General features: G+C 67.5%; 21 protein-coding genes. 3 read left to right on the top strand and 18 right to left on the bottom strand.

Annotated elements, in window-relative coordinates; translation table 11 throughout:
- Window positions 1-36 precede the first annotated feature (36 nt).
- From VES41_RS03390 to VES41_RS03330, 13 genes are all read right to left on the bottom strand, one after another.
- Window positions 37-4,773: a glutamate synthase-related protein gene (locus tag VES41_RS03390; RefSeq protein WP_324812979.1), complete on the bottom strand. Its 4,737-nt coding sequence runs from the start codon at window positions 4,771-4,773 to the stop codon at window positions 37-39.
- Window positions 4,774-4,946: 173 nt separating this feature from the next.
- The gene (locus tag VES41_RS03385; protein WP_324812976.1) at window positions 4,947-5,657 is read right to left on the bottom strand and encodes a transposase; all 711 of its coding nucleotides are present in this window, start codon (window positions 5,655-5,657) and stop codon (window positions 4,947-4,949) included.
- A gap of 31 nt (window positions 5,658-5,688) precedes the next feature.
- A complete protein-coding gene (locus tag VES41_RS03380; RefSeq protein WP_324812973.1) occupies window positions 5,689-6,612 on the bottom strand; it encodes an SAM-dependent methyltransferase in 924 nt (307 codons plus the stop codon).
- The gene (locus VES41_RS03375; protein WP_324812971.1) at window positions 6,609-7,208 is read right to left on the bottom strand and encodes a DUF1415 domain-containing protein; all 600 of its coding nucleotides are present in this window, start codon (window positions 7,206-7,208) and stop codon (window positions 6,609-6,611) included. The genes VES41_RS03380 and VES41_RS03375 overlap by 4 nt, the downstream gene beginning before the upstream one ends.
- Window positions 7,205-8,503, bottom strand: a complete 1,299-nt coding sequence (locus tag VES41_RS03370; RefSeq protein WP_324812968.1) for an MFS transporter — start codon at window positions 8,501-8,503, stop codon at window positions 7,205-7,207. The genes VES41_RS03375 and VES41_RS03370 overlap by 4 nt, the downstream gene beginning before the upstream one ends.
- Before the next feature lie 17 nt (window positions 8,504-8,520).
- Entirely contained in the window at window positions 8,521-9,651 is a 1,131-nt protein-coding gene (locus VES41_RS03365; RefSeq protein ID WP_324812965.1) for a deoxyguanosinetriphosphate triphosphohydrolase, read from the bottom strand.
- A 2-nt stretch (window positions 9,652-9,653) separates the two neighbouring features.
- Window positions 9,654-10,751 carry a 3-dehydroquinate synthase gene (gene aroB / locus VES41_RS03360; protein WP_324812962.1) on the bottom strand — a complete coding sequence of 366 codons (1,098 nt, stop codon included), beginning with the start codon at window positions 10,749-10,751 and terminating at the stop codon, window positions 9,654-9,656.
- 51 nt (window positions 10,752-10,802) lie between these two features.
- Entirely contained in the window at window positions 10,803-11,342 is a 540-nt protein-coding gene (locus VES41_RS03355; RefSeq protein WP_324812959.1) for a shikimate kinase, read from the bottom strand.
- A gap of 26 nt (window positions 11,343-11,368) precedes the next feature.
- On the bottom strand, window positions 11,369-13,474 hold the full coding sequence (gene pilQ / locus VES41_RS03350) for a type IV pilus secretin PilQ (RefSeq protein WP_324812956.1): 2,106 nt from the start codon (window positions 13,472-13,474) through the stop codon (window positions 11,369-11,371).
- Window positions 13,471-14,016 carry a pilus assembly protein PilP gene (locus tag VES41_RS03345; protein WP_324812953.1) on the bottom strand — a complete coding sequence of 182 codons (546 nt, stop codon included), beginning with the start codon at window positions 14,014-14,016 and terminating at the stop codon, window positions 13,471-13,473. Before VES41_RS03345 ends, pilQ begins: the two co-directional genes overlap by 4 nt.
- A complete protein-coding gene (locus tag VES41_RS03340; protein WP_324812950.1) occupies window positions 14,013-14,696 on the bottom strand; it encodes a type 4a pilus biogenesis protein PilO in 684 nt (227 codons plus the stop codon). Before VES41_RS03340 ends, VES41_RS03345 begins: the two co-directional genes overlap by 4 nt.
- A 10-nt stretch (window positions 14,697-14,706) precedes the next feature.
- Complete coding sequence (locus tag VES41_RS03335; RefSeq protein ID WP_324812947.1) at window positions 14,707-15,333, bottom strand: PilN domain-containing protein; 627 nt, start codon at window positions 15,331-15,333, stop codon at window positions 14,707-14,709.
- Window positions 15,330-16,409: a pilus assembly protein PilM gene (locus VES41_RS03330; protein WP_324812944.1), complete on the bottom strand. Its 1,080-nt coding sequence runs from the start codon at window positions 16,407-16,409 to the stop codon at window positions 15,330-15,332. The genes VES41_RS03335 and VES41_RS03330 overlap by 4 nt, the downstream gene beginning before the upstream one ends.
- A 254-nt stretch (window positions 16,410-16,663) precedes the next feature.
- Between VES41_RS03330 and VES41_RS03325 the strand changes: the two genes are divergently transcribed.
- Window positions 16,664-19,084, top strand: coding sequence for a penicillin-binding protein 1A (locus VES41_RS03325; protein ID WP_324812941.1), 2,421 nt, complete (start codon window positions 16,664-16,666; stop codon window positions 19,082-19,084).
- Window positions 19,085-19,137: 53 nt separating this feature from the next.
- Here VES41_RS03325 and cyaY read toward each other — a convergent pair whose 3' ends face one another.
- A complete protein-coding gene (gene cyaY / locus VES41_RS03320) occupies window positions 19,138-19,470 on the bottom strand; it encodes an iron donor protein CyaY (protein ID WP_324812938.1) in 333 nt (110 codons plus the stop codon).
- Window positions 19,471-19,482: 12 nt separating this feature from the next.
- Here cyaY and lptM point away from each other — a divergent pair, with 12 nt between their 5' ends.
- A complete protein-coding gene (lptM, locus tag VES41_RS03315) occupies window positions 19,483-19,746 on the top strand; it encodes an LPS translocon maturation chaperone LptM (RefSeq protein WP_324812936.1) in 264 nt (87 codons plus the stop codon).
- Between the two features lie 58 nt (window positions 19,747-19,804).
- Complete coding sequence (gene lysA / locus VES41_RS03310; RefSeq protein ID WP_324812933.1) at window positions 19,805-21,115, top strand: diaminopimelate decarboxylase; 1,311 nt, start codon at window positions 19,805-19,807, stop codon at window positions 21,113-21,115.
- Window positions 21,116-21,165: 50 nt separating this feature from the next.
- On the opposite strand, the gene VES41_RS03305 is transcribed toward lysA, so the two are convergent.
- From VES41_RS03305 to VES41_RS03290, 4 genes are all read right to left on the bottom strand, one after another.
- Window positions 21,166-21,834: a protein-methionine-sulfoxide reductase heme-binding subunit MsrQ gene (locus VES41_RS03305; protein ID WP_324812930.1), complete on the bottom strand. Its 669-nt coding sequence runs from the start codon at window positions 21,832-21,834 to the stop codon at window positions 21,166-21,168.
- A 13-nt stretch (window positions 21,835-21,847) separates the two neighbouring features.
- Window positions 21,848-22,843, bottom strand: a complete 996-nt coding sequence (msrP, locus tag VES41_RS03300) for a protein-methionine-sulfoxide reductase catalytic subunit MsrP (protein WP_324812927.1) — start codon at window positions 22,841-22,843, stop codon at window positions 21,848-21,850.
- 115 nt (window positions 22,844-22,958) lie between these two features.
- Window positions 22,959-24,281, bottom strand: coding sequence for a c-type cytochrome biogenesis protein CcsB (gene ccsB / locus VES41_RS03295; protein WP_324812925.1), 1,323 nt, complete (start codon window positions 24,279-24,281; stop codon window positions 22,959-22,961).
- On the bottom strand, window positions 24,278-26,449 hold the full coding sequence (locus VES41_RS03290) for a cytochrome c biogenesis protein ResB (protein WP_324812922.1): 2,172 nt from the start codon (window positions 26,447-26,449) through the stop codon (window positions 24,278-24,280). The genes ccsB and VES41_RS03290 overlap by 4 nt, the downstream gene beginning before the upstream one ends.
- Window positions 26,450-26,479 lie beyond the last annotated feature (30 nt).

The raw sequence follows: 26,479 nt of genomic DNA, 5'->3' as shown, positions 1-26,479 counted from the left end.
AAGTCCTTGTAATGCGTTCTCTGGGCCAGCGGTCGCTCAGACCTTGGCCGGCTGGCGCGTGGCGTGCGGCTCCAGCCCCACGTGCGCGTTGTTGCCCGAGCTGGTCAGTTCCACCTTGCGGTCGTGGATCTCCTGCAGCGCACGCTTGTATTCGTTCGGGAACACCTTGACGAAGCGGGTGCGTGCGGTGGCCCAGTTGTCCAGCAGCTCGCGCGCGCGCTTGCTGCCGGTCCAGCGGTGGTGGTCTTCCAGCAGCTTGCGCAGGAGCGCCTCGTCCGTCTGGCCGCCGTGCCAGATGGCCGGGTTGACATTGGCCGTCTGCTCGGCGGTGGTCAGCACCTTGTCGAGCGAGACCATCGCCATGTTGCAACGGCTCGCGAACTGGCCGTCCTCGTCATAGACGAAGGCCAGGCCGCCGCTCATGCCGGCCGCGAAGTTGCGGCCGGTCTTGCCCAGCACCACCACGGTGCCGCCGGTCATGTATTCGCAGCCATGGTCGCCGGTACCTTCGACCACGGTGGTGGCGCCCGACAGGCGCACCGCAAAGCGCTCACCGGCCACGCCGCTGAGGTAGGCCTCGCCGGTGGTCGCGCCGTACAGCGCAGTGTTGCCCACCACGATGTTCTTGACGGCCTCGCCGCCGAAATCGAGGCTGGGGCGCACCACCACGCGGCCGCCGGACAGGCCCTTGCCGGTGTAGTCGTTGGCGTCGCCGATCAAATACAGCGTGATGCCGCGCTGCAGGAATGCGCCGAACGACTGGCCGCCGGTGCCTTCGAGCTGGATGCGGATGGAGTCGTCCGGCAGGCCCTGCGGATGCACCTTGGTCAGCGCACCCGACAGCATGGCGCCCACCGAACGGTTGACGTTGCGCGCCACCTCCATGAACTGCACCTTCTCGCCGCGCTCGATGGCCGGGCGCGACTTCTCGATCAGCCGCACGTCCAGCGCCTTGGCCAGGCCGTGGTCCTGCGACTCGACATGGAAGCGCGGCACGTCCGCCGGCACGTTCGGCTGGGCGAACAGGCGCGAGAAATCGAGCCCGCGCGCCTTCCAGTGAGCTAGGCCGCGGCGCATGTCCAGCAGGTCTGCACGGCCGATCAGGTCGTCGAACTTGCGGATGCCCAGCTGCGCCATGATCTGGCGCACTTCCTCGGCGACGAAGAAGAAGTAGTTGACGACATGCTCGGGCTTGCCGGCGAACTTCTTGCGCAGGACCGGGTCCTGCGTGGCCACGCCCACCGGGCAGGTGTTGAGGTGGCACTTGCGCATCATGATGCAGCCTTCGACCACCAGCGGCGCCGTGGCGAAGCCGAACTCGTCGGCGCCCAGCAGCGCGCCGATGGCGACGTCGCGGCCGGTCTTCATCTGGCCGTCGGCCTGCACGCGGATGCGGCTGCGCAGGCGGTTGAGCACCAGCGTCTGCTGTGTCTCGGCCAGGCCGATTTCCCAGGGGCTGCCGGCGTGCTTGATCGACGACCATGGCGATGCGCCGGTGCCGCCATCATGGCCGGCGATCACGACGTGGTCGCTCTTGCACTTGGCCACGCCCGCGGCGATGGTGCCCACGCCCACTTCGCTGACCAGCTTGACGCTGATGGACGCGTGCGGCGCCACGTTCTTCAGGTCGTGGATGAGCTGCGCCAAGTCCTCGATCGAGTAGATGTCGTGGTGCGGCGGCGGGCTGATCAGGCCGACGCCCGGCACCGAGTAGCGCAGCATGCCGATGTAGTTCGAGACTTTCCCGCCCGGCAGCTGGCCGCCCTCGCCGGGCTTGGCGCCCTGGGCCATCTTGATCTGGATCTGGTCGGCCGACGACAGGTACTCGGCGGTGACGCCGAAGCGGCCCGAAGCGACCTGCTTGATGCGCGAGCGCAGCGAGTCGCCGTCCTTGAGCGGCAGGTCGACTTCGACGTTCTCGGCGCCGATCACGCTCTTGAGCGTGTCGCCCTGCTTGATCGGAATGCCCTTGAGCTCGTTGCGGTAGCGAATCGGGTCTTCGCCGCCCTCGCCCGTGTTGCTCTTGCCGCCGATGCGGTTCATGGCGATCGCCAGCGTCGAATGCGCCTCGGTGCTGATCGAGCCGAGCGACATGGCGCCGGTGGCAAAGCGCTTGACGATTTCGCTGGCCGATTCGACCTCGTCCACTGGGATCGCCTTGGCCGGATCGAACTTGAACTCGAACAGCCCGCGCAGCGTCAGGTGCCGGCGGCTCTGGTCGTTGATGAGCTGCGCGTATTCCTTGTACGTGTTGAAGTTGTTGGCGCGCGTGCTGTGCTGCAGCTTGGCGATTGCGTCCGGCGTCCACATGTGGTCTTCACCGCGCGTGCGCCAGGCGTATTCGCCGCCGGCGTCGAGCATCTGCGCGAGCACCGGGTCGTCGCCGAAGGCCGCCTTGTGGATGCGGATGGCTTCCTTGGCGATCTCGAACACGCCGATGCCCTCGACGCGGCTCGCGGTACCGGTGAAGTACTTGTCGACCGTCTCGGTGTTCAGGCCGATGGCCTCGAACAGCTGGGCGCCGCAGTAGCTCATGTACGTGCTCACGCCCATCTTGGACATGATCTTCGACAGGCCCTTGCCGATCGCCTTGACGTAGTTGTAGATGGCCTTCTCGGCGCTCAGTTCGCCGGGCAGGTCCTCGTGCATGGCGGCCAGCGTTTCCATGGCCAGGTAGGGGTGCACCGCTTCGGCGCCGTAACCGGCCAGTACTCCGAAGTGATGCACCTCGCGCGCCGAGCCGGTCTCGACCACCAGGCCGGCCGTGGTGCGCAAGCCTTCGCGCACCAGGAACTGATGCACCGCCGACAGTGCCAGCGCGGCGGGAATCGCCACCTGGAGTTCGGCCACGGCGCGGTCGCTCAGGATCAGGATGTTGTGGCCGCCCTTGATGGCGTCCACCGCCTCGGCGCACAGCGAGGCGAGCTTGGCCTCCACGCCCTCCTCGCCCCAGGCCACCGGATAGGTGATGTCGAGCGTGTAGCTCTTGAACTTGCCCTGCGTGACGGCGGCGATGTCGCGCACCTTCGCCATGTCGTTGAAGTCCAGAATCGGCTGGCTCACTTCGAGCCGCATCGGCGGATTGACCTGGTTGATGTCGAGCAGGTTCGGCTTGGGGCCGACGAAGCTGACCAGCGACATGACGATGGCCTCGCGGATCGGGTCGATCGGCGGGTTGGTCACCTGCGCGAACAGCTGCTTGAAGTAGCTGTACAGCGGCTTGTTCTTGTCCGACAGCACCGCCAGCGGCGAGTCGTTGCCCATGGAGCCGATGCCCTCTTCTCCGGCCTGCGCCATGGGGCTCATCAGGAACTTGATGTCTTCCTGGGTGTAGCCGAAGGCCTGCTGGCGGTCGAGCAGCGGCACCGCGCTGGCGGGCGCTTCGCCGGCGCCGTCGACGTCGTCGAGCTTGATGCGCAGGTTCTCGATCCACTGCTTGTAGGGCTTGCTGTTGGCGAGGCTGGACTTGACCTCCTCGTCGTCGATCATGCGGCCCTGCTCCAGGTCGATCAGGAACATCTTGCCCGGCTGCAGCCGCCACTTGCGCACGATCCTGCTCTCCGGCACCGGCAGCACGCCGGATTCGGACGCCATGATCACCAGGTCGTCGTCGGTGACGCAGTAGCGCGACGGACGCAGGCCGTTGCGGTCGAGCGTGGCGCCGATCTGGCGGCCGTCGGTGAACACGATCGACGCCGGCCCGTCCCAGGGCTCGAGCATCGCGGCGTGATATTCATAGAACGCCCGGCGGCGCGGGTCCATCGTGGCGTGCTGCTCCCACGGCTCGGGAATCATCATCATCACGGCCTGGCTGATCGGGTAGCCGGCCATGGTCAGCAGTTCGAGGCAGTTGTCGAACGTGGCGGTGTCGGACTGGCCGGCAAAGCTGATCGGATACAGCTTGGCCAGATCGGGGCCGAGCACGGGCGAACTCATCACGCCCTCGCGCGCCTTCATCCAGTTGTAGTTGCCCTTGACCGTGTTGATCTCGCCGTTGTGCGCCACGTAGCGATACGGGTGCGCCAGCGGCCATTCCGGGAAAGTGTTGGTCGAGAAGCGCTGATGCACCAGACCCAGCGCCGACACGCAGCGATGGTCTTGCAGATCGAGATAGTAAGTGCCGACTTGATCAGCCAGCAGCAGGCCCTTGTACACCACCGTCCGGCTCGACATGGACGGGACGTAGTATTCCTTGGAGTGCTTGAGCTTCAGGCGCTGGATGTTCGCGCTGGCGGTCTTGCGGATGACGTACAGCTTGCGCTCGAGCGCGTCCTGCACGATCACGTCGGCGCCGCGGCCGATGAACACCTGGCGCAGGATCGGCTCCTTCTCGCGCACGGTCGGAGACATGGGCATGTCGCGGTTGACCGGCACGTCGCGCCAGCCCAGCAGCACCTGGCCTTCGGCCTTGATCGCGCGTTCCATCTCCTGCTCGCAGGCCAGGCGCGAGGCGTGTTCCTTCGGCAGGAAGATCATGCCCACGCCGTACTCGCCGGGCGGTGGCAGCGCCACGCCCTGGCGAGCCATTTCCTCGCGGTACAGCAGGTCGGGCAGCTGGATCAGGATGCCTGCGCCGTCGCCCATCAGCTTGTCCGCGCCGACGGCACCGCGATGGTCCAGGTTCTCCAGGATCTTCAGCGCCTGGCCGACGATGGCATGGCTCTTCTCGCCCTTGATGTGGGCAACGAAGCCGACGCCGCAGGCGTCATGTTCGTCCGCGGCCGAGTACAGGCCGTGTTCTTGCAGGTGTTGGATTTCGGCAGCCGTCGTCATGGCGCACTCCTTCTTACTGGCATCTCGCAGGGACCGTAAGGATATTGCGTTGCACAAACAATGCCAAATACTTTAAATGGGGTCAGATTCCAATTAAGTCAGCCAAACTACGGTGTGCGACAAATTGGGGACAGATTGATCTGGCGTGAGCCCGCCCAGCGTGCAGCCTTGCTTCAGGAAGGCGAGACATCCCCCGGCGAAGGCCGTGGCCGGCGGCCTGCACGGTCCTTGACGACGCGGCGGTCGGTGTTCTTTTGCAGAAGCGCGACGAAATCGGCGTCGCCGGCGGCCCAGCCGCGCAGCGTCGCCTCCGTCAGAAGGCGCACATCGGCCGTGGCGACGCCAGCGCGCACCAAATCGGCGTACGCAGCCTCCCGCGCGAAGGGCGTGTTGCCCAGCGTCCAGTACAGCGGATGCGGCGTGATCAGCCTGTCCACCCGCAGGCCGGCGTAGTGGGCATGGCTGGACCAGACGAAGTCGCGCGCCTCGGCAACAATGCCGGCGCGCACCGGGTTCAGGTCTATATAGGCCATGCAGGCGAGCAGGTAGCGGTCGGTCTGGATCAACGTGGACCGATAGCGCCCTTCCCAGAGCGTGCCGCTACGCCCGTGCCGGTCATTGAAGTAGCGGACGTATTGGCGGCCAACCGACTGCATCCATTGGGGCAGCGAGGTCGGGCCGGCGGGCGTGGCCAGCAGATGGAAGTGGTTGTCCATGAGCACATACGCATGCACGGCCACCTCGAACCGCGCCGCATGCTCGCCCAGCAGCGCCAGCATCTTCTCGCGATCGGCGCGGTCCACGAAGATGAATTGCCGGTTGTTGCCGCGCTGGATCACATGATGCGGATAGCCTGGCAGCGTCAGTCGCGGAAGTCTGGCCATGGCGGAAAGCGGATCGGCGTCGGCCCGTGCTTCAGGCCTGCAGGGGAAAGCGGTCAGGGCCGAGTGCGTCGAGCCCGAACTGCGACAGCAACTCCTGCATGCGCGCCGCCGCGCTCGCCTTGCGATGGCCGGTGTGGCGGGCAATGATCAGTTCGTTCTTCAGGCTGTGCTCCCACCCCACCAGCTCGGTCACGGTCACCTGGTAGCCCTGCGCCTCCAGGTAAAGGCAACGCAGCACGTTGGTCAATTGACTGCCGATCTCGCGCGTGTGCAGCGGATGGCGCCACAGTTCTGCCAGCGGCGTGCGCGACAGCGACAGCGCCTTGTTGGCGCGCAGGCTGGCCGCGACTTCCGCCTGGCAGCAAGGCACCAGCGCCATGAACCGCGCGTTCTTGGCAAGCCCGAAGGCGATGGCGTCGTCGGTGGCGGTGTCGCAGGCGTGCAGTGCGGTGACGAGGTCGATGCGTTCGGGCAATCCTGGTGCGGTGCGTGCCTCGGCGGCGCTGACATTGAGAAAGCTCATACGCGCAAATCCCAGGCGCTGCGCAAGCTCGCGCGAGCGCGCCACCAGTTCGGGCCGCGTCTCGATGCCGTACACGTGGCCCCCCTCGCGCTGACGGAAGAACAGGTCGTAGATGATGAAACCCAGATACGACTTGCCTGCGCCATGGTCGGCCAGCGTGGCGCGCGCGCCCGCCTCCGGCAGTTCCAGCAACAGCTTCTCGATGAACTGGAACAGGTGATAGACCTGCTTGAGCTTGCGGCGGGAGTCCTGGTTCAGGCGACCCTCGCGCGTCAGGATGTGCAGCTCCTGCAGCAATACGACCGACTGCCCCGGGCGCAGTTCGGCCAGCAGATCGGCCTGGGCCTTGTCCGCCCTGGAAGGCCGCGCGGCATGCGCCTGCGCGGGCTTGGCCGGTGCGGCGTGCCTCGTCGAAAGCTGGGCGCGGCTCATCGGCCGTCTCCCCGGGGACCGACGTCCAGTGCATCCCAGCCGGCAGCGCCCAGGCCTTCGAGGGTGGCGACATTGCGCTCGTAGATAGCCGCTGCGTCGGGGAACGCGGCAACCGCCTTGTCGACGCTGTCTTCGCGCAGCAGGTGCAGCGTGGGATATGGGGCGCGGTTGGTGGCGTTGGTGATGTCGTTCTCCTCGCTGCCGGCAAACTGGAACCGGGGATGGAAGCTGGCCAATTGCAGCATGCCTTCAAAGCCCGCGCGCGCGAGGCGGCGTTCCGCACGTGCCGTGAAGTCGTTGAAGTCCAGGAAGTCGGCCAGGAGGCAAGGCGCCATCACCAGCGTGGTGTCGCGCACGGCAGGCTCGCGATCGAGGAGTGCCTGCGCCTCGCGCAGCAGCGTCTCCATCAGTTCGGTTTCGTCGTCGCAGGCACAGACCACGTAGTGGATCTGCCGGCGCGCATGCACCGCCTTGGCGAAGGGACACAGATTCAGGCCGATGACGGCGCGCTCCAGCCAACGGACGGTGTCTTCCTCGACTCGGCGCACCAACGCCTGCAGCTCAGGACCGGCCGATGCGCCCGAATCATTGCTCATGGCATCGGCTCCGCACACTGCAGCCGCAAGACAGCCAGGCGCCCGGCCGCGACCATGCCGACCAGCGAGCATGCGACGGTGGCCACCCAGGTCCAGTGCCAGCCGCCCGCGTACAACGCCAGCCAGGCCACCAGCGGCGGCGCCACGAACTGCCCCAGGGACGACGTCTGCTGCATCAGTCCCACGGTGGTCGATACCGTGTTCCCCGAAGGCGCCAGCCGCACCGACAGCGTGAACAAGGTGGCCGGCACCATGCCGCCGGCCAGCGAAAAGAGGCATACGGCGACGTAGCGCACGGCCGGTGGCAGCGACAAGGCCGCCTCGCCATGGCCCCAGCGCGCGAAGGCCGCCACGCCACCCGCCAGCATCACGCCGTAGCCCCACCGCAGCAGGCGTTCGGGCCGCACGCCGCGATGCAGCAGGCGCCCGCCGGCCACGTTGCCCACGATGTTTGCCGCGGCTGCGGCACAGGTCAGCAGGCCTGCCCATGCCGCTGCAACGCCGGCTTCGGCGTAGATGGCGGGCAGGAAGCCGATGACCGCCATCCATTGCGCCGAGTACACCGCGAATGCCAGCCCCAGCGTGCGCGGGCCGGCCGAGCCGAGCGTCAGGCGCAGGCGTGCGGGCACGGAAATGGGAGTCGCTGGCTGCCGCGACACCACCGCGGCACGCCCGCGCACGGCGTCGCTCGGCACGGCCAGCCGGACGAACAGGAGCGCCATGGCGGAAACGCCCGCCATGCCCAGCCACCACGATGGCCAATGCCATCGCTGGATCCAGGGCGCTCCGACCAACAGCGCCAGCGCGACGCCCAACGGCATGTACGCGCCCCACAGGCCGAGCGCCGCCTTGTCCGCTCCCGGCGGCACCAATGCCCGCACCAGGCCAGGCCCGGGCATCACGGCCAGCAGGAAACCGACGCCCTCGACCGCCCGCAGCGCCAGCAGCCAGTTCAGCGCGTGCGGCCCCGGCTCGACACAGGCGCCCAGCGCGCTCGCCAGCGTCAGGATCGCCAGGCCGGTGAGCATGCTGCGGCGCAGCCCGATGGCATCGGCCATCAGGCCAGCCAGCAGGCCGAGCGTCATCCCGGCCACCTGGACCAGCGACAACAGGAAGCCCGCCTGGACCAGGTCGATGCCGAGCGCCTCTCGCAGCGCGGGCACCGCCGGCGGCAGCTTGCCCAGGTGCAGCGCTGCGCTGACGCCGGCGGCCACGACCGCCAGCGCGGCCAGCGGCAAGGCCGGCGCCCGCCGATCCGGCACGGCCGCGGCAACCTGCGTATCCAGCCTGTCCAATCCGCTGCGCGCCTTCATCATTCCACCCAGGGACGTCCGGTCAGGCGCAGGTGCTCGCGCATGGCGAAGCGGTCCGTCATGCCGGCGATGTAGTCGGCCACCGCCCGATGCCTGTCCTGCTGGCAGGCATAGGCCGGCGGCATCTCCGACGGGTTGTCGCGATAGGCGAGGAAAAGGGCCCGCACGACATCCTGGGCCTGCCCGGTCGTCTGGGCCACGCGCGGGTGCCGGTAGAGGTTGGCGAACAGGAACCGCTTGAGCGCCTGCGACTGCTCGCGCATCGACGGGCTGAAGCACACCATCGGCGCGGCGGCACGCACCGCATCGGCGTGCGCGGGCGCGCCGGCATCGATGGCGGCGCGGGTGGCATCGATCACGTCGTAGACCTGCGCGCTCAGCATGCGGCGGATGGTCTCGTACAGCAGGCGCCGGCCGTCGAGTGCCGGATACTCGGCCACCGCCTCGCGCCTGAAGCGATCGAACAGTTCGACGTCCGCCAGCTGCTCGATGCCGATCAGCCCCGAGCGCACGCCATCGTCGATGTCATGGGCGTTGTAGGCAATCTCGTCGGCCAGATTGCACAGTTGTGCCTCCAGCCCGGGCTGCATGCGGTCCAGGAAGCGCCGGCCGACACCGCCGGGCTCGCGCTGCTCGAGCCGCTGCGCGTTGGCGCGCGAGCAATGCTTGAGAATGCCTTCGCGCGTCTCGAAGCTGAGGTTGAGACCGTCGTACTGCGGATAACGGTGCTCCAGTTCGTCCACCACCCGCAGGCTCTGCAGGTTGTGCTCGAACCCGCCGTGGTCGGCCATGCAGTCATTCAACGCGTCTTGGCCGGCATGCCCGAACGGTGTGTGGCCCAGGTCGTGGGCCAGCGCCACGGCCTCGACCAGGTCCTCGTTGAGCGCCAGCGCCCGCGCGATCGAACGGCCCAGCTGCGCCACCTCGAGCGAATGCGTCATCCGGGTGCGGAACAGGTCTCCCTCGTGGTTGAGGAAAACCTGCGTCTTGTACACCAGCCGCCGGAAGGCGGTGGAATGGACGATGCGGTCGCGATCCCGCTGGAACGCATCGCGTGTCGGCGCGGGCGGCTCCGGGTAGCGCCGGCCGCGCGATGCCGCCGGATGGCTCGCATAGGCAGCCAGCGCCATGGCTAGGAGCAGCTTTCGGCCAGCACTTCGCGCACCAGCGCGTCGGGCGCGGGTCGCATCACGGCGCGGCCGGGCGCCTCGATCAACACGAAACGGATCTCGCCGGCCTCGGATTTCTTGTCGACCCGCATCAGGTCGAGATAGCGCTGCGTGCCCAGTGCCGGTGCGCTCACCGGAAGGCCGGCGGCCTCGACGAGGCGTGTGAGCCGGTCGACGAACGCGGCGTCGACGCCGCCCAGCCGTTGCGACAAGCGCGCTGCCATCACCATGCCGCAGCCGACCGCCTCGCCGTGCAGCCACTCGCCGTAGCCCAGCCCGGATTCGATGGCATGGCCGAACGTGTGCCCGAAGTTGAGGATGGCCCGCAAGCCGGACTCGCGCTCGTCCTGGCCGACCACCATCGCCTTGATCTCGCAACTGCGGCGCACCGCGTAAGCCAGCGCCGCGGGGTCCCGCCCCATCAGCGCCGGCAGGTTGGACTCGATCCAGTCGAGGAAGGCCATGTCGTGGATCGGCCCGTACTTGATCACCTCGGCCAGCCCGGCGCTCAGTTCGCGCGGCGGCAGCGTTCGCAGCGTGTCCAGGTCGCACAGCACGCGCTGGGGCTGATAGAACGCCCCGATCATGTTCTTGCCGAGCGGGTGGTTGATGGCGGTCTTGCCCCCCACCGACGAGTCCACCTGCGCCAGCAACGTGGTCGGCACCTGCACGAAGGGCACGCCGCGCATGTAGCAGGCAGCGGCAAAGCCGGTCATGTCGCCGACCACGCCGCCGCCGAGCGCGTAGAGCACGCATTTGCGGTCGCTGGCGCGGCCCAGCAGCGCGTCGAAGATCAGGTTCAGCGTCGCCCAGTCCTTGTGCCGCTCGCCGTCGGGCAGTTCGAGCACGTTCACGCTGGCGTGGCGGCTGACCAGGCGGGCGCGCAACGCCTCGGCATACAGGGGGCCGACGGCGGTGTTGGTGACGATCAGGGCGCTGGTGGCGGCGGGCAGCCCGTCATAGGACTGCGGGTCCGAAAGCAGGCCCTGCCCGATCAGGATGGAATAGCTGCGCTCGCCGAGCTCGATCTCGACGCGCTGGATGGGGGCTGGCGCTGACATGCCTCAAGTGTAGGCGCTGGCCCGCCTGCTGCCGGCGGCATGGCGGCGCGCTCAGTCCGCAATGGCGGGCGGTGCAGTCGCAACGCCGGCAAGCTCGAGATGCGCCAGGATGAGGTTGACCGCCACCTGGATGCTCGGGCGGCCCGTCTCGACGCTCTCGTGGGCCACCTCCCGGTAGAGCGGGTCCCGGGCCGCGAACAGCTCGCGCAGCCGGCCGAGCGGATCCTCCACCTGCAGGAGCGGCCGCTTGACGTCGTGGCGAAGGCGCCGGTAAAGGTCCTCCGGCGACGAGCAGAGATAGACCACGTGGAACTTCTCGCGCAGCTGCTGGCGATTTTCCGCCCGCAGGACGGCGCCGCCGCCGGTGGACAGCACGCCGCGCGTGCTCTGCGCCTGCTCGGCGATCACCTGCGCCTCGATGGCGCGAAAGCGGGCTTCACCCTCGCGCTCGAAGAATTCCCGGATGGTGCAGCCGATGCGGTCCTCGATGCACTGGTCGGTGTCGACGAAAGGCCACTGCAGCCGCTGGGCCAGGCGCCGCCCGACGGCGGTTTTACCCGAACCTGGAAGACCGACCAGCGCTACCGGCACCACACTCCATCTGCACGGGGCGCCCTTCAGCGCGCCGCGTTGCGGTCGGTGATCATCTTCGGCGTGATGAAGACAAGCATTTCGGTCTTGTTGTAGGTACGGTTGCGCGTTCGGAACAGGCCGCCCAGCACGGGGACTTCGCCCAGCACCGGAACACGCGATTCGTCGTTCGATTCGGTCAACTCGAAGATACCACCGATCACGACGGTGCCGCCATTTTCCACCAGCACCTCGGTCTGCACGTGCTTCGTGTTGATGGCGAAGCCCGCAAGCGTCTGCTGGCCGACGGTGTCCTTGTTGACGTCCAGCGTCAGGATGATGTTGCCTTCGGGCGTGATCTGCGGGGTGACTTCGAGCTTCAGGTTGGCCTTGCGGAAGGCGATCGAAGTCGCGCCGCTGGACGTGGCCACCTGGTACGGCAGTTCGGTACCCTGCTCGATCAGCGCCTTGGTCTGGTCGGCCGTCACCACCCGCGGGCTGGACACCACGCGGCCCTTGCCGTCCGCCTCGAGGGCGGAGATCTCAAGGTTCAAGAGGCGCGTGAGCGACGAGTTGAACAGCGAGATCGCGAAGGTGCCGGGCGTATTGCCGCTGCCGCTCGGACTGATCGCGGGCAGGCTGACGAAGTTGCCGGCCGTGGGCGACGGGAAGGTGGCCGTGCCGCCGGACAGCGACGGCTGCACACCGATCGAATTGTTGTTGTTCACCGCGCCGCCGCCCAGGCGCACACCCAGCGACTTGCCGAACGTGTCGGCCGCCTCGACGATGCGCGCCTCGATCAGGACCTGGCGCACCGGCACGTCCAGCTTGCGGATCAGCTCGGCCACGTCGGCCAGCTTGGATGGAATGTCGGACACGAACAGCTGATTCGTGCGGGTCTCGGCAATCACGCTGCCGCGCGGGCTCAGGATGCGGGTGTTGTTGCCGCCGCCACCGCCGCCGCCGCCGGCCAAGCCCTGGCCGGACAGGCCCTGGGCGATGACCTGCGCCTTGGTGTAGTTCAGCTGGAAGGCCTGCGTCTGCAGCGGCTGCAGGTTGGCGATTGCCGCCTGCGCCTCGAACTCGCGCTTTTCCTTGGCGTCGATCTCGTCCTTGGGCGCGATCCACAGCACCGAGCCGTTCTTGCGCATGCCCAGGTTCTTGGCCTGCAGGATGATGTCGAGTGCCTGATCCCAGGGCACGTCCTTGAGGCGCAGCGTCAGGGAGCCGGTGACGGAGTCGGAGGTGACGATGTTGAAGTTGGTGAAGTCGGCGATGACCTGCAGCAGCGAGCGGATCTCGATGTTCTGGAAGTTCAGCGACAGCTTCTCGCCGTTGTAGCCCACGCCCTGCGTCAGCTTGGTCGGGTCGACCTTGCGCGGCCGCACCTCGACGACGAACTGGTTGTCGCTCTGGTAGGCGCTGTGCTCCCACTCGCCGGTGGGCTCGATGGTCATGCGCACCCGGTCGCCCACCTGCTGGCTGCTGATCATGCGCACCGGCGTGCCGAAGTCGGCCACGTCCAGGCGGCGGCGCAGGCCTTCGGGCAGGGTGGACTTGGTGAAGTCGACCACCAGGTTCTTGCCCTGGGGACGGATGTCCACGCCGACCTGGTTGTTGGGCAGGTCGACGATCACGCGGCCCGTCTTGTCCGGACCGAGGCGGAAATCGATGTCGCGGATCGGCAGCGAATCGCGGTTGAGGTTCTCCGCAAAGGCCGACGTGGTCGTCTGCGGCGGCGCAGCCGCGACCGCCTGCCCCAGCGAGACCAGCACCGACTTGCCCTGCAGCTCGGCCCGGTAGGTGGTCGGTTCCTTGAGGTTCAGGACCAGCCGCGTGCGGTCACCAGCCTGGACCACGTTGACCGAGCGGAGGTTGCCCTGGTTGACGTCGACGGTCGACCGGCCCATGCCGTTGGTCACGCCCGGGAAATCGAGCGCAATGCGGGCCGGCGACTGGACCACGAAACCATTGGGCACCGCGGCGAGCGGCGCCGACAGGTCGATGCGGATCAGCTCGGTGCCCGACTGGGTCGAGCTGGTCACCGATTCGATGGCGTTCTGCGCATGGGCGGCCATGGCGGCGCACAGCGCCAGCATGCCCGCGCCCATGACGCGCAACCACCTGCCGGCGGCGAGTTGTTCTCTTCTCATTTCTTCGACCTCTCTTGCAACACCAGCGTCGCCGGGCGTTCGATCCACTCGCCTGCCGCGTCTTGCACGATTTCGCGCAGGGTGAGTTCAGTTTCAGTGATACGGGTGATGCGCCCGTAGTTCTGGCCCAGGTAGTTCCCCACCCGGACCTGATAGAGCAACTTGTCCACGGTCACCAGGGCAACCGGCTGGCCGCCGCGCCCCAGGCTGCCGACCATGGCCATGGCGTCGAGCGGGAAGGCCTCCAGCGGCTCCTTGCGACGGGTGAGTTCCGGCGCGATCAGGCCCGAGAGGCTCGGCACGTTCGAGTCCCGGCGCAGGGCCTGCGTCAGCTTGAGGCTGTTGAACGGCTCCAGCGCAGCGCCTTCGGTGTAGGCCTGGGGCGTGAACTTCTTGGGCTCGGAGATGGGCGGCACGTTCGGCTTGACCTGTGCGCGCTGCTGCTTCATCCATGCCTGGAGCTCGTCGATGTTCGAACCCGAGCAGCCCGCCAGCGTCGCCGCCGCCAGTGCCAGGAACGTGATGCGTAGCGGCCCCTTCATTTCCTCTTGCCCTTCTGCGCAGCAGCAGCGGCGCGCTTCTGCGCGGCCTGCTCTTCCGGATCCAGGTAGCGGAAGGTCTTGGCGGTGGCGTCCATCGTCAGCGAACCATCCTTGCCGGGCGTGATCGAGAGATTGTTCAAGGTCACGATGCGCGACAGGTTGGCCACGTCGGCGGCGAACGAACCCATGTCGTGGTAGCGCCCGGTCACCCGCACGGCGATCGGCAATTCAGCGTAGTAATCCTTCACCGAAGTCTGCCCCGGACGGAACAGTTCGAACTGCAGGCTCCGTCCCAGGCCGGCCTGGTTGATGTCGGACAGCAGGGCGTCCATCTCGGCCTTGCTGGGCAGCTGCTTCTCGAGCAGGATCACGTACTGCTGCACCTGCTCGCGCTGCTTCTTGAGCAGTTCCAGGTTGGCCGCCTGGCCCACCTTCTTGGTGTAGTCGGCGCGCAGCTTGACTTCCTTGGCGCGCGCCGCTTCCAGTTCGTCGTTCGAGTTCGTCAGCCAGACGAACCACAGGCCGATCACCACGGCAGCGGCGACCAGCAGGTACAGGCCGTAGCGCGGAAGCGGGGGCCAGACCGAAGGATCGTTCGGATTGAGGTCGCGGAACTGGTCGCCCACCCGCCGCAGCGAGGCGCCGATGTCCATGCGTCGAGAAGCGCGTTTGCGTGCCATGCGCTTTCTCCTAGCCTTTGGCCGGGGCCGCCGCCGGCTTGGCGCCGGGTGCGCCGGCCGCCGGCTTGTTGACGTCCGTGGGCCGCTTGAGGGCCACACGCATCGTGAAGTTCGCCACCCGGCGCTGGTCGCGAGGACTGAGCGTGACCGTGGTGGCCGTGATCTCGACGAGGTCCGCCTTGTCGAGCCACTGGCTGTTGTTGCCCAGGTTGCGCAGCAACTCGGACACGCGTTCGTTCGACTGCGCCATGCCGCGCAGGGTGACGACCTGGTTTTCCTGCTTCATGCTCGTCAGGTAGACGCCGTCGGGCATTTGCTTGACCAGCTCGTTGAGCAGGTAGACCGGCATGTTGCGGTCCGCCTGCAGGTCCTCGACCGCCTGCTGACGAGCACGCAGCGCGGCGATCTCGGACTGCAGCGTCGAGATCTCGCGAATCTCGGAATCGAGCTTGGTGATGGCCGACTGCAGGTACTGGTTGCGCGAGTTCTGGCTGGAGGTCTGCATCTCGAACCAGACGTAGGCGACGCCGGCCAGCAGCAGCCCCACCAGCGCCGAAGCGCCCAGCGCGGCATAGAAGTTCTCGCGCCGGCGCTTTCGCGACGCCTCGCGGTGCGGCAGCAGGTTGATCAGGATCACTGCGTGAACCTCCGCATCGCCAGGCCGCAGGACGTCAGGTAGGAAGGCGCCTCGCGACGCACCTTTTTCTCCCGGATACCCCCCGCCACGCCCATGCCCTCGAAGGGATTGATGAGCGAGCAGGCGAACGAGGTCTGGCGGGTCACCGCGCTGGTCAGGCCCGGCAGCGACGCGGAACCCCCGGCCAGGAGCACATAGTCCACCCGGTTGTAGGGCGTGCTTGTAAAGAAGAATTGCAGCGCACGCGCGATCTCCTGCGCGATGCTGGCCACGAACGGCTTGAGAACGCCGGCGCCGTAGTCATCGGGCAGGTCGCCATTGCGCTTCTTGGTCTCGGCCTCCTCGATGGAGAAGCCGTACTGGCGCACGATCAGCTGCGTCAACTGGGCGCCGCCGAAGGCCTGGTCACGGTCGTACAGGACCTCCTGGTTGCGCAGGACCTGCATGCTGGTGGTGGATGCGCCCACTTCGAACAGGGCGACGACAGCGTCCTGCCCCTGGCCGGGCAACTGCTCGATCAGGCGGGATGCCGCCAGCCGGGACGCGTACGACTCGACGTCGAGAATCAGCGCCTTCAACCCGGCCGCTTCGGCCAGGCCCTGGCGGTCCTGCACCTTTTCCTTGCGCGAGGCGGCGATCAGCACCTCGACGTCGCCGGCCGACTGGTTGCTCGGGCCGATCACGCAGAAGTCCAGGCTCACCTCGTCGAGCGAGAACGGGATGTACTGGTTGGCCTCGGACTCGACCTGGATCTCGAGCTCCTGCTCGCTCATGCCGCCGGGCAGGACGATCTTCTTGGTGATGACCGCCGACGGCGGCAATGCCAGCGCGGCATTCTTGGTGCGCGTGCCGCTCTTGCGCACCACGCGCCGGACGGCCTCCGCGACCTCGTCGAACTTCTCGACGTTACCATCGGTGATCCAGCCGCGCTCCAGAGGCTCGATCGCACAACGCTCGAGCACCAACTGGCCCGACGCGTCGCGTCCGAGCTCGACCAGCTTCACACTGGAAGAACTGACGTCCAGCCCGAGCAGTGGCGCGGGCTGACGGCGAAACAGCGATCCGATTGCAGCCAAGTTTGGTCCCGACAGAGTTTGTAACTAAACGAAAGATTTGCGTAAAAGTTCCGGCGCTGGCACATGCTATTCCAAAGGGTTCCGCGGCACCAAGTGACATTCCCGCGCACTTGCAACAAGCGTTGTCAAAAGGTGACGTAATTGTGCTTTGGTGCAACTTAAACGCCTGTTCCGTGTACTTGGTTCTTACCGTTCCGTTTCACCTGTCCGCCCGGGCTCACTTTTTATAATGCGCACTGACTCTGCCCGACGACATGCCTGAAAGAAAACGCCCGTCCGGGCCGCCCTCCCCCTCCCGCACCGCCCCCCCACCCAAGCGACCTACGTGGTTGACCTGGGTGCTGCGCATCGTGCTGTGGTGCCTCGGTCTCGCCGCAGCCGGCGTGGCGGCAGCGGCCTGCATGATCGCGGTGGCGCTGGCGGTGGCCTATCCCAACTTGCCCGATGTGTCGGATTTGTCTGACTACCGGCCGAAGCTTCCGCTTCGCGTCTTTTCATCAGAGGGCGTGCTGATCGGCGAGTTCGGCGAGGAGCGGCGCAACCTCACGCCCATCGGAACCATTCCCCAGGTCATGAAGGACGCCGTGCTGGCGGCCGAGGATTCGCGCTTCTATTCGCACGGGGGCGTCGACTACAAGGGCGTCATGCGCGCCGGCCTGGCCAACCTGAACCGCGTCAAGAGCCAGGGCGCCTCCACCATCTCGATGCAGGTCGCGCGCAACGTGTACCTGAGCTCCGAGAAGACCTTCACGCGCAAGATCTACGAGATCCTCCTGACCTTCAAGCTCGAGCACCAGTTGAGCAAGGACCAGATCCTCGAGATCTATCTCAACCAGATCTACCTGGGCAACCGCGCCTACGGCTTCGCCGCCGCGAGCGAAGCCTATTTCGGCAAGCCGCTCAAGGACATCACCGTCGCCGAGGCCGCCATGCTGGCCGGCCTGCCCAAGGCGCCCGGCGCCAACAACCCGGTGAGCAATCCCACCCGCGCGCGTGCACGGCAGCTGTACGTGATCGACAGAATGGTCGAGGCCGGCTTCATCACCGAGGCACAGGCGCAGACGGCCCGCGCCGAGCACCTGCATCTGCGCGAACGCAACAACCCCGATCGGCTGCACGCGGAATACGTGGCCGAAATGGTCCGGCAGATGATGTACGCCCAGTACGGCGACGAAACCTACACCCGCGGCCTCGAGGTCTACACGTCGATCACCGCGGTCGACCAGGCGGTCGCCTACGAAGCCCTGCGCAAGGGCATCATGGACTACGAGCGCAAGCAGATCTATCGCGGCCCGGAGAAGTTCATCGAGCTACCCTCGAACCCCAAGGACGTCGACGAGGCCGTCGACGACGCGCTGGCCGAGCACCCGGACAACGGCGACGTGCTGGCGGCCGTGGTGATCTCCGCGTCGCCCAAGGAAGTGGTCGCCATGCGCGGCGACGGCGAGACCATCCGCATCGAAGGCGACGGCTTGCGGCCGGCACGCTCGGGCCTGGCGCCCAAGGCGCAGCCCAAGGTCCGCATCGTGCCGGGCGCCGTGATCCGGGTCGCGCGCGGCGCAAAGGACGCCTGGGAAATCACCCAATTGCCCGAGGTCGAGGGCGCCTTCGTGGCGATGGATCCGCGCGACGGTTCCATCAAGGCGCTGGTCGGCGGCTTCGACTTCTACAAGAACAAGTTCAACCACGTCACGCAGGCGTGGCGGCAGCCCGGCTCGAGCTTCAAGCCGTTCATCTATTCGGCGGCGCTCGAAAAGGGCTTCACGCCTTCGACCGTGATCAACGACGGTCCGCTGTTCTTCGACGCGTCCACCACCGGTGGGCAGCCCTGGGAGCCGAAGAACTATGGCGGCGGTTTCGACGGCCCCATGTCCATGCGCCGCGCTCTGGCCAAGTCGAAGAACATGGTGTCGATCCGCATTCTCCAATCGATCGGCACGCACTACGCGCAGGACTGGATCACCAACTTCGGCTTCGACCGCGAGAAGCATCCGGCCTACCTGCCGATGGCCCTGGGCGCCGGGGCGGTCACGCCGATGCAGCTGGCGGTGGGCTACTCCGTCTTCGCCAATGGCGGCTATCGCGTCAATCCGGCGCTCATCACCCGCGTGACCGATCACCGCGGCAAGGTGCTGCTCGACCTGCAGCCGCCGCTGCTGAACGAAACCATGCGCGCGATCCCCGCGCGCAACGCCTTCATCATGGACAGCCTGCTGCAGGAAGTCGCCCGCTCCGGCACGGCGGCCAATGCCCAGCGCCAGCTCAAGCGCCCCGACCTGTACGGCAAGACCGGCACCACCAACGACTCGCTCGACGCCTGGTTCGCCGGCTTCCAGCCCACCCTCACCGCGGTGGCCTGGATGGGCTACGACACGCCGCGCAGCCTGGGCGACCGGGAGACCGGCGGCGGCCTGAGCCTGCCGATCTGGATCAACTTCATGCAAAGCGCGCTCAAGGGCGTGCAGGTGGCCGAGCTGGCGCCGCCTGCGGGCGTCACGCGTGTCGGCGGCGAGTGGTACTTCGACGACTACACGCCGGGACGCGGCATCGAAGGCCTGGGCGTCGAGCCTGCCGTGGCGCCGGGCCCCGAGGCCGGACTCGGCGCGTCGGAAAACGCGCCGGTCGCTCCGCCCAAGGACGAACGCAACCGCATCCTGGACCTGTTCCGCAACTGATCACACGGCGCGCGGCGGCGGCCGGGCGGCCGCTGCGCCCGCGCCTGGCGGGCTCACCCCGCGCCGAAAGGCAACGCCCGGCCGGCCTGCGCCGTCGCCTCGCGCGACAACTGGCCGAAGAACTCCTGGCCGGTCTTCGTGTCCACCCAAGCCTGGCCGTCGAACCGGTAGTGATAGCCGCCCGAACGCGCCGCCAGCCAGATCTCGTGCAAGGGCTTCTGCAGGTTCACCACGAGCTGGCTCCCGTTGACGAAGGTGATGGTGATCATGCCGCCGACGCGCTGGTTGTCGAGGTCGGCATCGGTCTCGTCATTGAGTTGATCGCACCAGCGTTCGATGGATTCCAGGGCCTTCTCCGCGCGGTCCATGTATTCGAGGTCGGTCATTACAATTTCGTGATGTTGAATGCTCGTCAAATTCTAGTGAGCGTCGTTGGCCTTGGCGCGCTCGTGGTCGGCCTCGGCGGCTGCGGCCAGCGCGGGCCGCTTTACCTGCCGACAGGGCCCGAAGCGGCGCAGCGCGCCACGCTGCCGCAGTTGCTGATCCCCGGCGGCGCGCCCGCGGCGCAGCCGCCGGCAACGCCCGATCCGGCGCAACCGCCCAAGAACACCGACGCGCAAAAACCCGCCAACGACGGCAAGGCAACCGGGAGCAGGCCGTGAGCGCCGCACCCGCACCCGAAAGCGCCCCCGCAACCGGCCACTGGCCAAAGGCAGCCCGATGACCAAGAGTCCCTCCGACACCACCGCCCTCCCCGGCCAGCCCCACGTGGCGCGCCGCGATGGCCAGCTCTGGGTGGAAGGCGTCCCGCTGGCAGCGCTGGCGCGCGAGCACGGCACGCCCCTGTTCGTGTATTCGAAGCAATGGATGCTCGACGCGCTCGCCGCCTACCGGCGCGGCTTCGCCGGGCGCGACGCGCTGGTCTGCTATGCCATGAAGGCGAACTCCTCGCTGGGGATCCTGCACGTGTTCGCACAGGCTGGCTGCGGGTTCGACATCGTCTCGGGCGGTGAACTGGCGCGCGCGCTGGCAGCCGGCGCCGAGCCTTCCAAGATCATCTTCTCGGGCGTCGGCAAGAGCCGGCCGGAGATGCGTGCCGCGCTCGCCGCGGGCATCGGCTGCTTCAATGTCGAGAGCGAGGAAGAGCTCGACGTGCTCAACGAAGTGGCACTGGCGCACGGCGCGCGCGCCAAAGTGAGCATCCGCATCAATCCGGACGTCGATCCGAAGACCCACCCCTACATTTCCACCGGCCTGAAGGGCAACAAGTTCGGCATCGCGCACAGCCGCGCCCTGCATGCCTACCGCCATGCCGCCGCCCTGCCGGGCCTGGAGGTCACGGGCATCGACTGCCACATCGGCTCGCAGATCACCGAAGCGGCGCCCTATCTGGACGCCATGGAGCGCGTGCTGGACCTGGTCACGGCCATCGAGGCCGCCGGCATCCGGCTGGCGCACATCGACTTCGGCGGTGGCCTGGGCATCGACTACAACGGCGACACGCCGCCGGCGGCCGACGACCTGTGGCGCCAGCTGCTGGCCCGCCTCGACGCGCGCGGATTCGGCGACCGCAAGCTCATCATCGAGCCCGGGCGCTCGCTGGTGGGCAATGCCGGGGTCTGCGTCACCGAGGTCCTGTTCACCAAGCCGGGCGAAGAGCACAACTTCTGCATCGTCGACGCGGCGATGAACGACCTGCCGCGGCCGGCGATGTACCAGGCCTTCCACCGCATCGAGGCGGTCGACGCCGGCGGCCACGGCGCGCCGCGGCGCTACGACGTGGTCGGTCCGGTGTGCGAGAGCGGCGACTGGCTCGGCCGCGACCGCGAGCTGGACGTGCGCGCCGGAGACCTGCTGGCCGTGCTGTCCGCCGGTGCCTACTGCATGAGCATGTCGAGCAACTACAACACGCGCAATCGCGCGGCCGAGGTGCTGGTCAGTGGCGAGCGCGCCGCCCTGATCCGCCAGCGCGAAACCGTGCAGGACCAGCTGCGCAGCGAATCCGTCGCCGACCCGTCCGCGTTTCGCTGACCTGCGCGCGGGCCCGGCGCCGGCGGCGCGGTGGCCCGGTGCGCACCCGGCTACTTGCCGGGCTGCACGCGCACGGCCCGCGTCGGCGCCGCCCCAGTGGACGCCGCAGCCGCCGTGGCGCGCCGACGCCCGAGCGCATGCCAGGCACGCCAGCCGAGCAGCACGCCGATGATGGCGGCGTAGACGAACACTTCGGCGAAGTTGTTCTTGCCGGCTCGCATCCAGAAGAAATGCAGCAGCCCCAGTCCGGCGATCAGGTACACCAGCTTGTGCAGCCACTGCCAGCGGCGCACGCCCAGCGCCTTGATCGCGCGGTTGAAGGACGTGGCGGCCAGCGGCGTGAGCAGCACGAAGGCGGTGAATCCCACGAGGATGAACGGCCGCTTGGCGATGTCCTTCACGATCGAGGGCAGGTCGAGTCCCATGTCGAACCACGCGTACGACAGGAAGTGCAGGCAGACATAGAAGTAGACGAACAGCCCGAGCATGCGCCGGTAGCGCGCCAGCCCCGGCAGGCCCGCCATGACGCGCAACGGCGTCACCGCCAGCACGATGCACAGGAAGCGCAGCGTCCAGTCGCCGGTGGCGCGCACCAGGTATTCGGCCGGGTTGGCACCGAGCCCGCCGGTGAAGGCACCCCACACCAGCCAGGCGAACGGCAGCAGGCTCAGCAGGAAAACGACCGGCTTGCCTGCCTTGTGCAGCAGGAGCTTGTTCATGGCCGGCCCCGGATCAATAGAACTTCTTCAGGTCCATGCCGGCGTAGAGCTGGCCCACCTGCGGCTCGTAGCCGTTGAACATGAGCGTCTTGCGCCGCTTGGCGAACAGGCCGCCAGGCTCGCCGATGCGCCGCTCGGTGGCCTGGCTCCAGCGCGGATGGTCGACGTCGGGATTGACGTTGGAGTAGAAGCCGTACTCGTTGGCAGCGGCCTTGTTCCATGCCGTGCCGGGCTCCTTCTCGACGAAGCGGATCTTGACGATCGACTTGGCCGACTTGAAGCCGTACTTCCAGGGCACCACCAGGCGCACCGGGGCGCCGTTCTGGTTGGGCAATACCTCGCCATACATGCCGAACGACAGCAGCGTCAGCGGGTGCATCGCCTCGTCCATGCGCAGGCCTTCGGCGTAGGGCCAGTCCAGCACGCGCGAGCCCACGTAGGGCATGGTCTTGGGGTCGGCCAGGGTGACGAACTCGACGTACTTGGCGCTGCCTTGCGGCTCGACCTTCCTGATCAGCTCGGACAGCGAGTAGCCGATCCAGGGAATGACCATCGACCAACCCTCGACACAGCGCAGTCGATAGATGCGCTCTTCCTGCGCACTGAGCTTGAGCAGGTCCTCGATGCCGAACTTGCCCGGCTTGTTCACCAGGCCCTCGACCTCCACGGTCCACGGCCGCGTCTTGAGCGTATGGGCATTGCGCGCCGGGTCGCTCTTGTCGGTGCCGAACTCGTAGAAGTTGTTGTAGCTCGACGCGTCCTTGTAGTCGGTCACGGCCTCCATGGTCTGGGCGCCGGCGACCTTGGATGGCACCGAAGCCAGCGCCGGCAGCTTGCCTGGGGCCGCGGTGGCCGCCAGGGCGTCGCGCCCTGCCCAGCCGGCCAGCGTAGCACCCGCTGCGCCCGTGGCCAGCAGGCGCAGGAATTCACGGCGTTCCTCGTACAGCCTGCGCGGCGTGATCTCGCCGGAAGGGATCTGGAAGCCGCGATCTCGGGATGGAATCAACATGGGTCGCCTCTTTAGCCTTGAATCAGGGGTCGCCAGTTAGTTCGCGACAGAAAGGACGTTGGTTACACCACGCCGCCAATCGGTTCCCTCGGGCCGGCCGCCCGCGACCGCCGTCCTACAGCGTACCGTAGCTGTGCAAGCCGCTCAGGAACATGTTGACGCCGAGAAATGCGAAGGTGGTCACCCCCAGGCCGACCAGCGCCCACCAGGCGGCGACCGTCCCGCGCAAGCCCTTGACCAGGCGCATGTGCAGCCAGGCGGCGTAGTTGAGCCAGACGATGAGGGCCCAGGTTTCCTTCGGGTCCCAGCTCCAGTAGCCGCCCCAGGCGTCGGCCGCCCACAGCGCGCCCAGCACGGTGGCGATGGTGAAGAAGGCAAACCCTACCGTGATGGCCTTGTACATCACGTCGTCGAGCACTTCCAGCCGCGGCAGCCGCTCGGCGATGCGCCGCCGGCCCAGCAGGATGCCGCCCATGATCAGCGCGGCGATGGCCGCGTACACCAGCCAGTAGCTGCCGCCCGCCTCCTGGGCGCGCTGGCGGAAGGCCACCGGCACGAAGCAAAGTGCGATGCCCAGCAGCCACAGCGGCGTCAGCCTGTACCAGCGGGTCTCGTCGGCCTGCTGCTTGATGAGATAGGCCAGGGCCACCATGGCCGACAAGGCAAAGGTGCCGTAGCCGATGAAGTTGGCCGGCACGTGCAGCTTCATCCACCAGCTTTGCAGCGCCGGCACCAGCGGCTGGATCTGCTGCGCGTCGCGCACCAGCGTGTACCACAGCAGGAAGCCGACGGCGGCGCTGACCACCAGCATGACGAAGGCGCCCAGCGCACGGGTGCGGTAGCGCGCCTCGAAGTACAGGTAGAACGCCGTGGTGATCCAGCAGAACAGGACGAACACCTCGTACAGGTTGCTGACCGGAATGTGGCCGATGTCCGGGCCGAGCTGGTGGCTCTCGTACCAGCGCACCATGGTGCCGATCAAGGCCATGGTCACCGCCGCCCAGGCCATGCGCGAGCCGATCAGCTCCATGGCGCCCGAGCGGGAGCGGGTGAAGAAGCCCAGCCAGTAGAAGATCGTGCTCATGAAGAACAGCACGCTCATCCAGAGGATGGCCGACTGGCTCGACAGGAAATATTTGAGCCAGAACACGGTGTCGGCGCGCGCCAGGTCGCCGTGGTACGACGCGATCGCCAGCAGCGAGGCGGCCGCGACGACCAGGCCGAGCACCGCCAACGGGCGCCAGAACCACCCAAGCCAGAGCACCGCCGGAATGGCCGCCAGCAGGATCACCTTCTCGTAGATGTCCATGTGGCCGACATAGCGGGCAAATGCGAACAGCCCGCCGATCACTACCAGCGCACCGAACACCCAGTCGAAGGCGTTGCGGCGCGACAGCCAGCTGTCGTGCAAGGTCAGGGTCGTGGTGGTCGTCGTCATGGCGCCGGGTCCTTCTTCTGGATACCGAGCAGGCGTTGCGCCAGCTGCTCGAATTCGCGATCGTTGTCGAGGGTCTTGCGGTTGACCGACAGCGCCATCGTGGCCGCGCTGCCGCCCGCGCTATCCGGCCCTGCGGCCGGTGCGAGCCAGATCCAGACCCTGCGCTCACGCACGTAGAGCATGGCAAAAATGCCCACGATCAGCAACAGGCAGCCGAGGTACACGACCCGCTTGCCCGGTGCCCGCGCGACCTGGAACACGCTGGCCTGCACCTGCTTGAAGTCCGCCAGCATCATGGCCACGGGTGCCGGGTAGAAGAAGGCGTCGCTCAGGGCCAGCACGGCCTGGGTCAGGTAGGCCTGGGTCTTGCCGTCGGCCGGCAGGTCCGCCAGCCCGGCACCTTCACGGCTGATGTTGACCAGTTCGAACAGCACGTCGTTGAGGATGCGCGTGAGGACGCCGGCGGCTCGTTCGCGCTCGGCCTCGGGAACGTTGGCTTCCATGAATTCGGCAATGGCCTGCCAGCCGCCGCGCGTGGCGGCGCCTTCGCGGGCGGGTTCGGCTCCGGCGAAAAGTGCCATCGCGCGCAATGCCGAATCGCGCAGTTGCGCCGCCATCTCGGGGCGGCGGTCGTCCGCGTTGCGCGCGACGTAGCGCGCCACTGCCCGCTCGCGCAGCGCCGGATCCTGCAGCGCGGTGCGCAGGCGAATGAAACCGTCCATCGAGCCGTTCTCATCGACAGGCACGCGCAGGTAGCGGAATGCATCTTCCGGCCGGTCGCGCACCCCCAGAAGGTAGACCGCCTGCCCGTCGCCCATGTCGACCGGCAGCATGTAGTTCTGGAACTCGCGCGCCTGGCCGGCGGCGTCGCGCAGCTTGTAGCCGATGCTCGGCCCCACGTTGCGCAACTCCAGCGGACGGGCCGACTTGTTGGCCGCGCCCAACCGGGACTCGAGCGCACCGGCCAGGTCGACCTTGCGCACGTCGACCGCGCTGCCGCCCTGGGGCGAGCCCATGTTCTCGACGTTGATCACGCGAAGGGACGTCAACTCGAGCGTGAGTTGCTCGTCGCCATTGGTCAGCTGCTTGCTCGTTCCGATCGTGCCCTCCACCTCGAAGGGCTTGGCGGCAGCGTTGATCGGCACGGCCTTGAGCCTGACGCTGGATCCGCCGTCGTCGAAGCTCGACTGGTAGATCTCCACGCCCTTGTAGCTGGCCGGGTGATTGACCTCGATGCGTGCCGGCACCTGCTCGCCGGTGGCCAGGTCGTGCAGGACGACCTCGCTGGCGAACAGCTTGGGCATGCCCGTGGAGTAGTAGTCGACGATGAACTTCTTCAGCTCGATCGAGAAAGGCAGCTCCTGCAGCAGGACGCCGTCGGACTGGTTCAGGATGGCGACGCTGGCGCGCTGGCCTTCGGGCACCAGGATGTTGCCGCGGAAGGTGGGGTTGGTCGGCGACAGCCGATGCGTCGGCGCCACGTCCGAGATCAGCCCGCCGCCGGTATAGACGCTCTTACCGTTGAACCACGTCTGCGCGCGCACCACGAGGTCGCCATCGAGCAGGCCGCCGATGCACACCAGCACCACCGCGCTGTGCGCCGCCAGGTAGCCCAGCTTGTGGGCACCGCCGGTGCGCGCGGCCACCATCCAGCCGGCGGGCTCGGCCACCGCAGCGCCGGGCGGCGCGTCGCGGCGCTGCAGCTTGACCTTCCAGCCGCCGCCAGCCAGCAGGCGGCCGATGCGCGCGGCCGCCGCCTCCGGCGACTCGCCGGGCAGCACCGCCTGCGCCCGGTGTCCGAAGGCGCGCAGGCTGCTGGCCCGGATGTCCTCCTTGACGGTGCGCAGCTCGCGCAGGATGTGCGGCGCATTGCGCGTGATGCACAACGACGTGCTGACGACCAGGAACAGCAGGATCAGCAGGAACCACCAGGCGCTGTAGATCGCATCCAGCTGGGCCTTGAGGAAGACCTGCGACCAGAACGGCCCGAACTGGTTGACGTAGTTCGCCGCCGGCTCGTGCTGCTTGAGCACGGTGCCGATGATCGAGGCGATGCAGATGACCGTCAGCAGCGCGATGGCAAAACGCATCGACGACAGCAGCTCCACCGCCATGCGCCAGGCGTGCGGGCCGCGATGGACGCGAATGCCGTGGGTGGACACCGACATGAGAATGAAAGCTTCCGGAACTGCCTGGAA

This window comes from Variovorax sp., from assembly GCF_035634955.1.
In the GTDB taxonomy this organism is placed as follows: domain Bacteria; phylum Pseudomonadota; class Gammaproteobacteria; order Burkholderiales; family Burkholderiaceae_C; genus Variovorax.
This window is presented reverse-complemented; position numbering and strand designations above follow the sequence as displayed.

Excerpts from the sequence above, each read along its gene's own strand:
- VES41_RS03390 (WP_324812979.1), bottom strand. The coding sequence starts at position 4,773 with ATGACGACGGCTGCCGAAATCCAACACCTGCAAGAACACGGCCTGTAC.
- VES41_RS03385 (WP_324812976.1), bottom strand. The coding sequence starts at position 5,657 with ATGGCCAGACTTCCGCGACTGACGCTGCCAGGCTATCCGCATCATGTG.
- VES41_RS03380 (WP_324812973.1), bottom strand. The coding sequence starts at position 6,612 with ATGAGCCGCGCCCAGCTTTCGACGAGGCACGCCGCACCGGCCAAGCCC.
- VES41_RS03375 (WP_324812971.1), bottom strand. The coding sequence starts at position 7,208 with ATGAGCAATGATTCGGGCGCATCGGCCGGTCCTGAGCTGCAGGCGTTG.
- VES41_RS03365 (WP_324812965.1), bottom strand. The coding sequence starts at position 9,651 with ATGGCGCTGGCTGCCTATGCGAGCCATCCGGCGGCATCGCGCGGCCGG.
- aroB (WP_324812962.1), bottom strand. The coding sequence starts at position 10,751 with ATGTCAGCGCCAGCCCCCATCCAGCGCGTCGAGATCGAGCTCGGCGAG.
- pilQ (WP_324812956.1), bottom strand. The coding sequence starts at position 13,474 with ATGAGAAGAGAACAACTCGCCGCCGGCAGGTGGTTGCGCGTCATGGGC.
- VES41_RS03345 (WP_324812953.1), bottom strand. The coding sequence starts at position 14,016 with ATGAAGGGGCCGCTACGCATCACGTTCCTGGCACTGGCGGCGGCGACG.
- VES41_RS03340 (WP_324812950.1), bottom strand. The coding sequence starts at position 14,696 with ATGGCACGCAAACGCGCTTCTCGACGCATGGACATCGGCGCCTCGCTG.
- VES41_RS03325 (WP_324812941.1), top strand. The coding sequence starts at position 16,664 with ATGCCTGAAAGAAAACGCCCGTCCGGGCCGCCCTCCCCCTCCCGCACC.
- cyaY (WP_324812938.1), bottom strand. The coding sequence starts at position 19,470 with ATGACCGACCTCGAATACATGGACCGCGCGGAGAAGGCCCTGGAATCC.
- lptM (WP_324812936.1), top strand. The coding sequence starts at position 19,483 with ATGTTGAATGCTCGTCAAATTCTAGTGAGCGTCGTTGGCCTTGGCGCG.
- lysA (WP_324812933.1), top strand. The coding sequence starts at position 19,805 with ATGACCAAGAGTCCCTCCGACACCACCGCCCTCCCCGGCCAGCCCCAC.
- VES41_RS03305 (WP_324812930.1), bottom strand. The coding sequence starts at position 21,834 with ATGAACAAGCTCCTGCTGCACAAGGCAGGCAAGCCGGTCGTTTTCCTG.
- msrP (WP_324812927.1), bottom strand. The coding sequence starts at position 22,843 with ATGTTGATTCCATCCCGAGATCGCGGCTTCCAGATCCCTTCCGGCGAG.
- ccsB (WP_324812925.1), bottom strand. The coding sequence starts at position 24,281 with ATGACGACGACCACCACGACCCTGACCTTGCACGACAGCTGGCTGTCG.
- VES41_RS03290 (WP_324812922.1), bottom strand. The coding sequence starts at position 26,449 with ATGTCGGTGTCCACCCACGGCATTCGCGTCCATCGCGGCCCGCACGCC.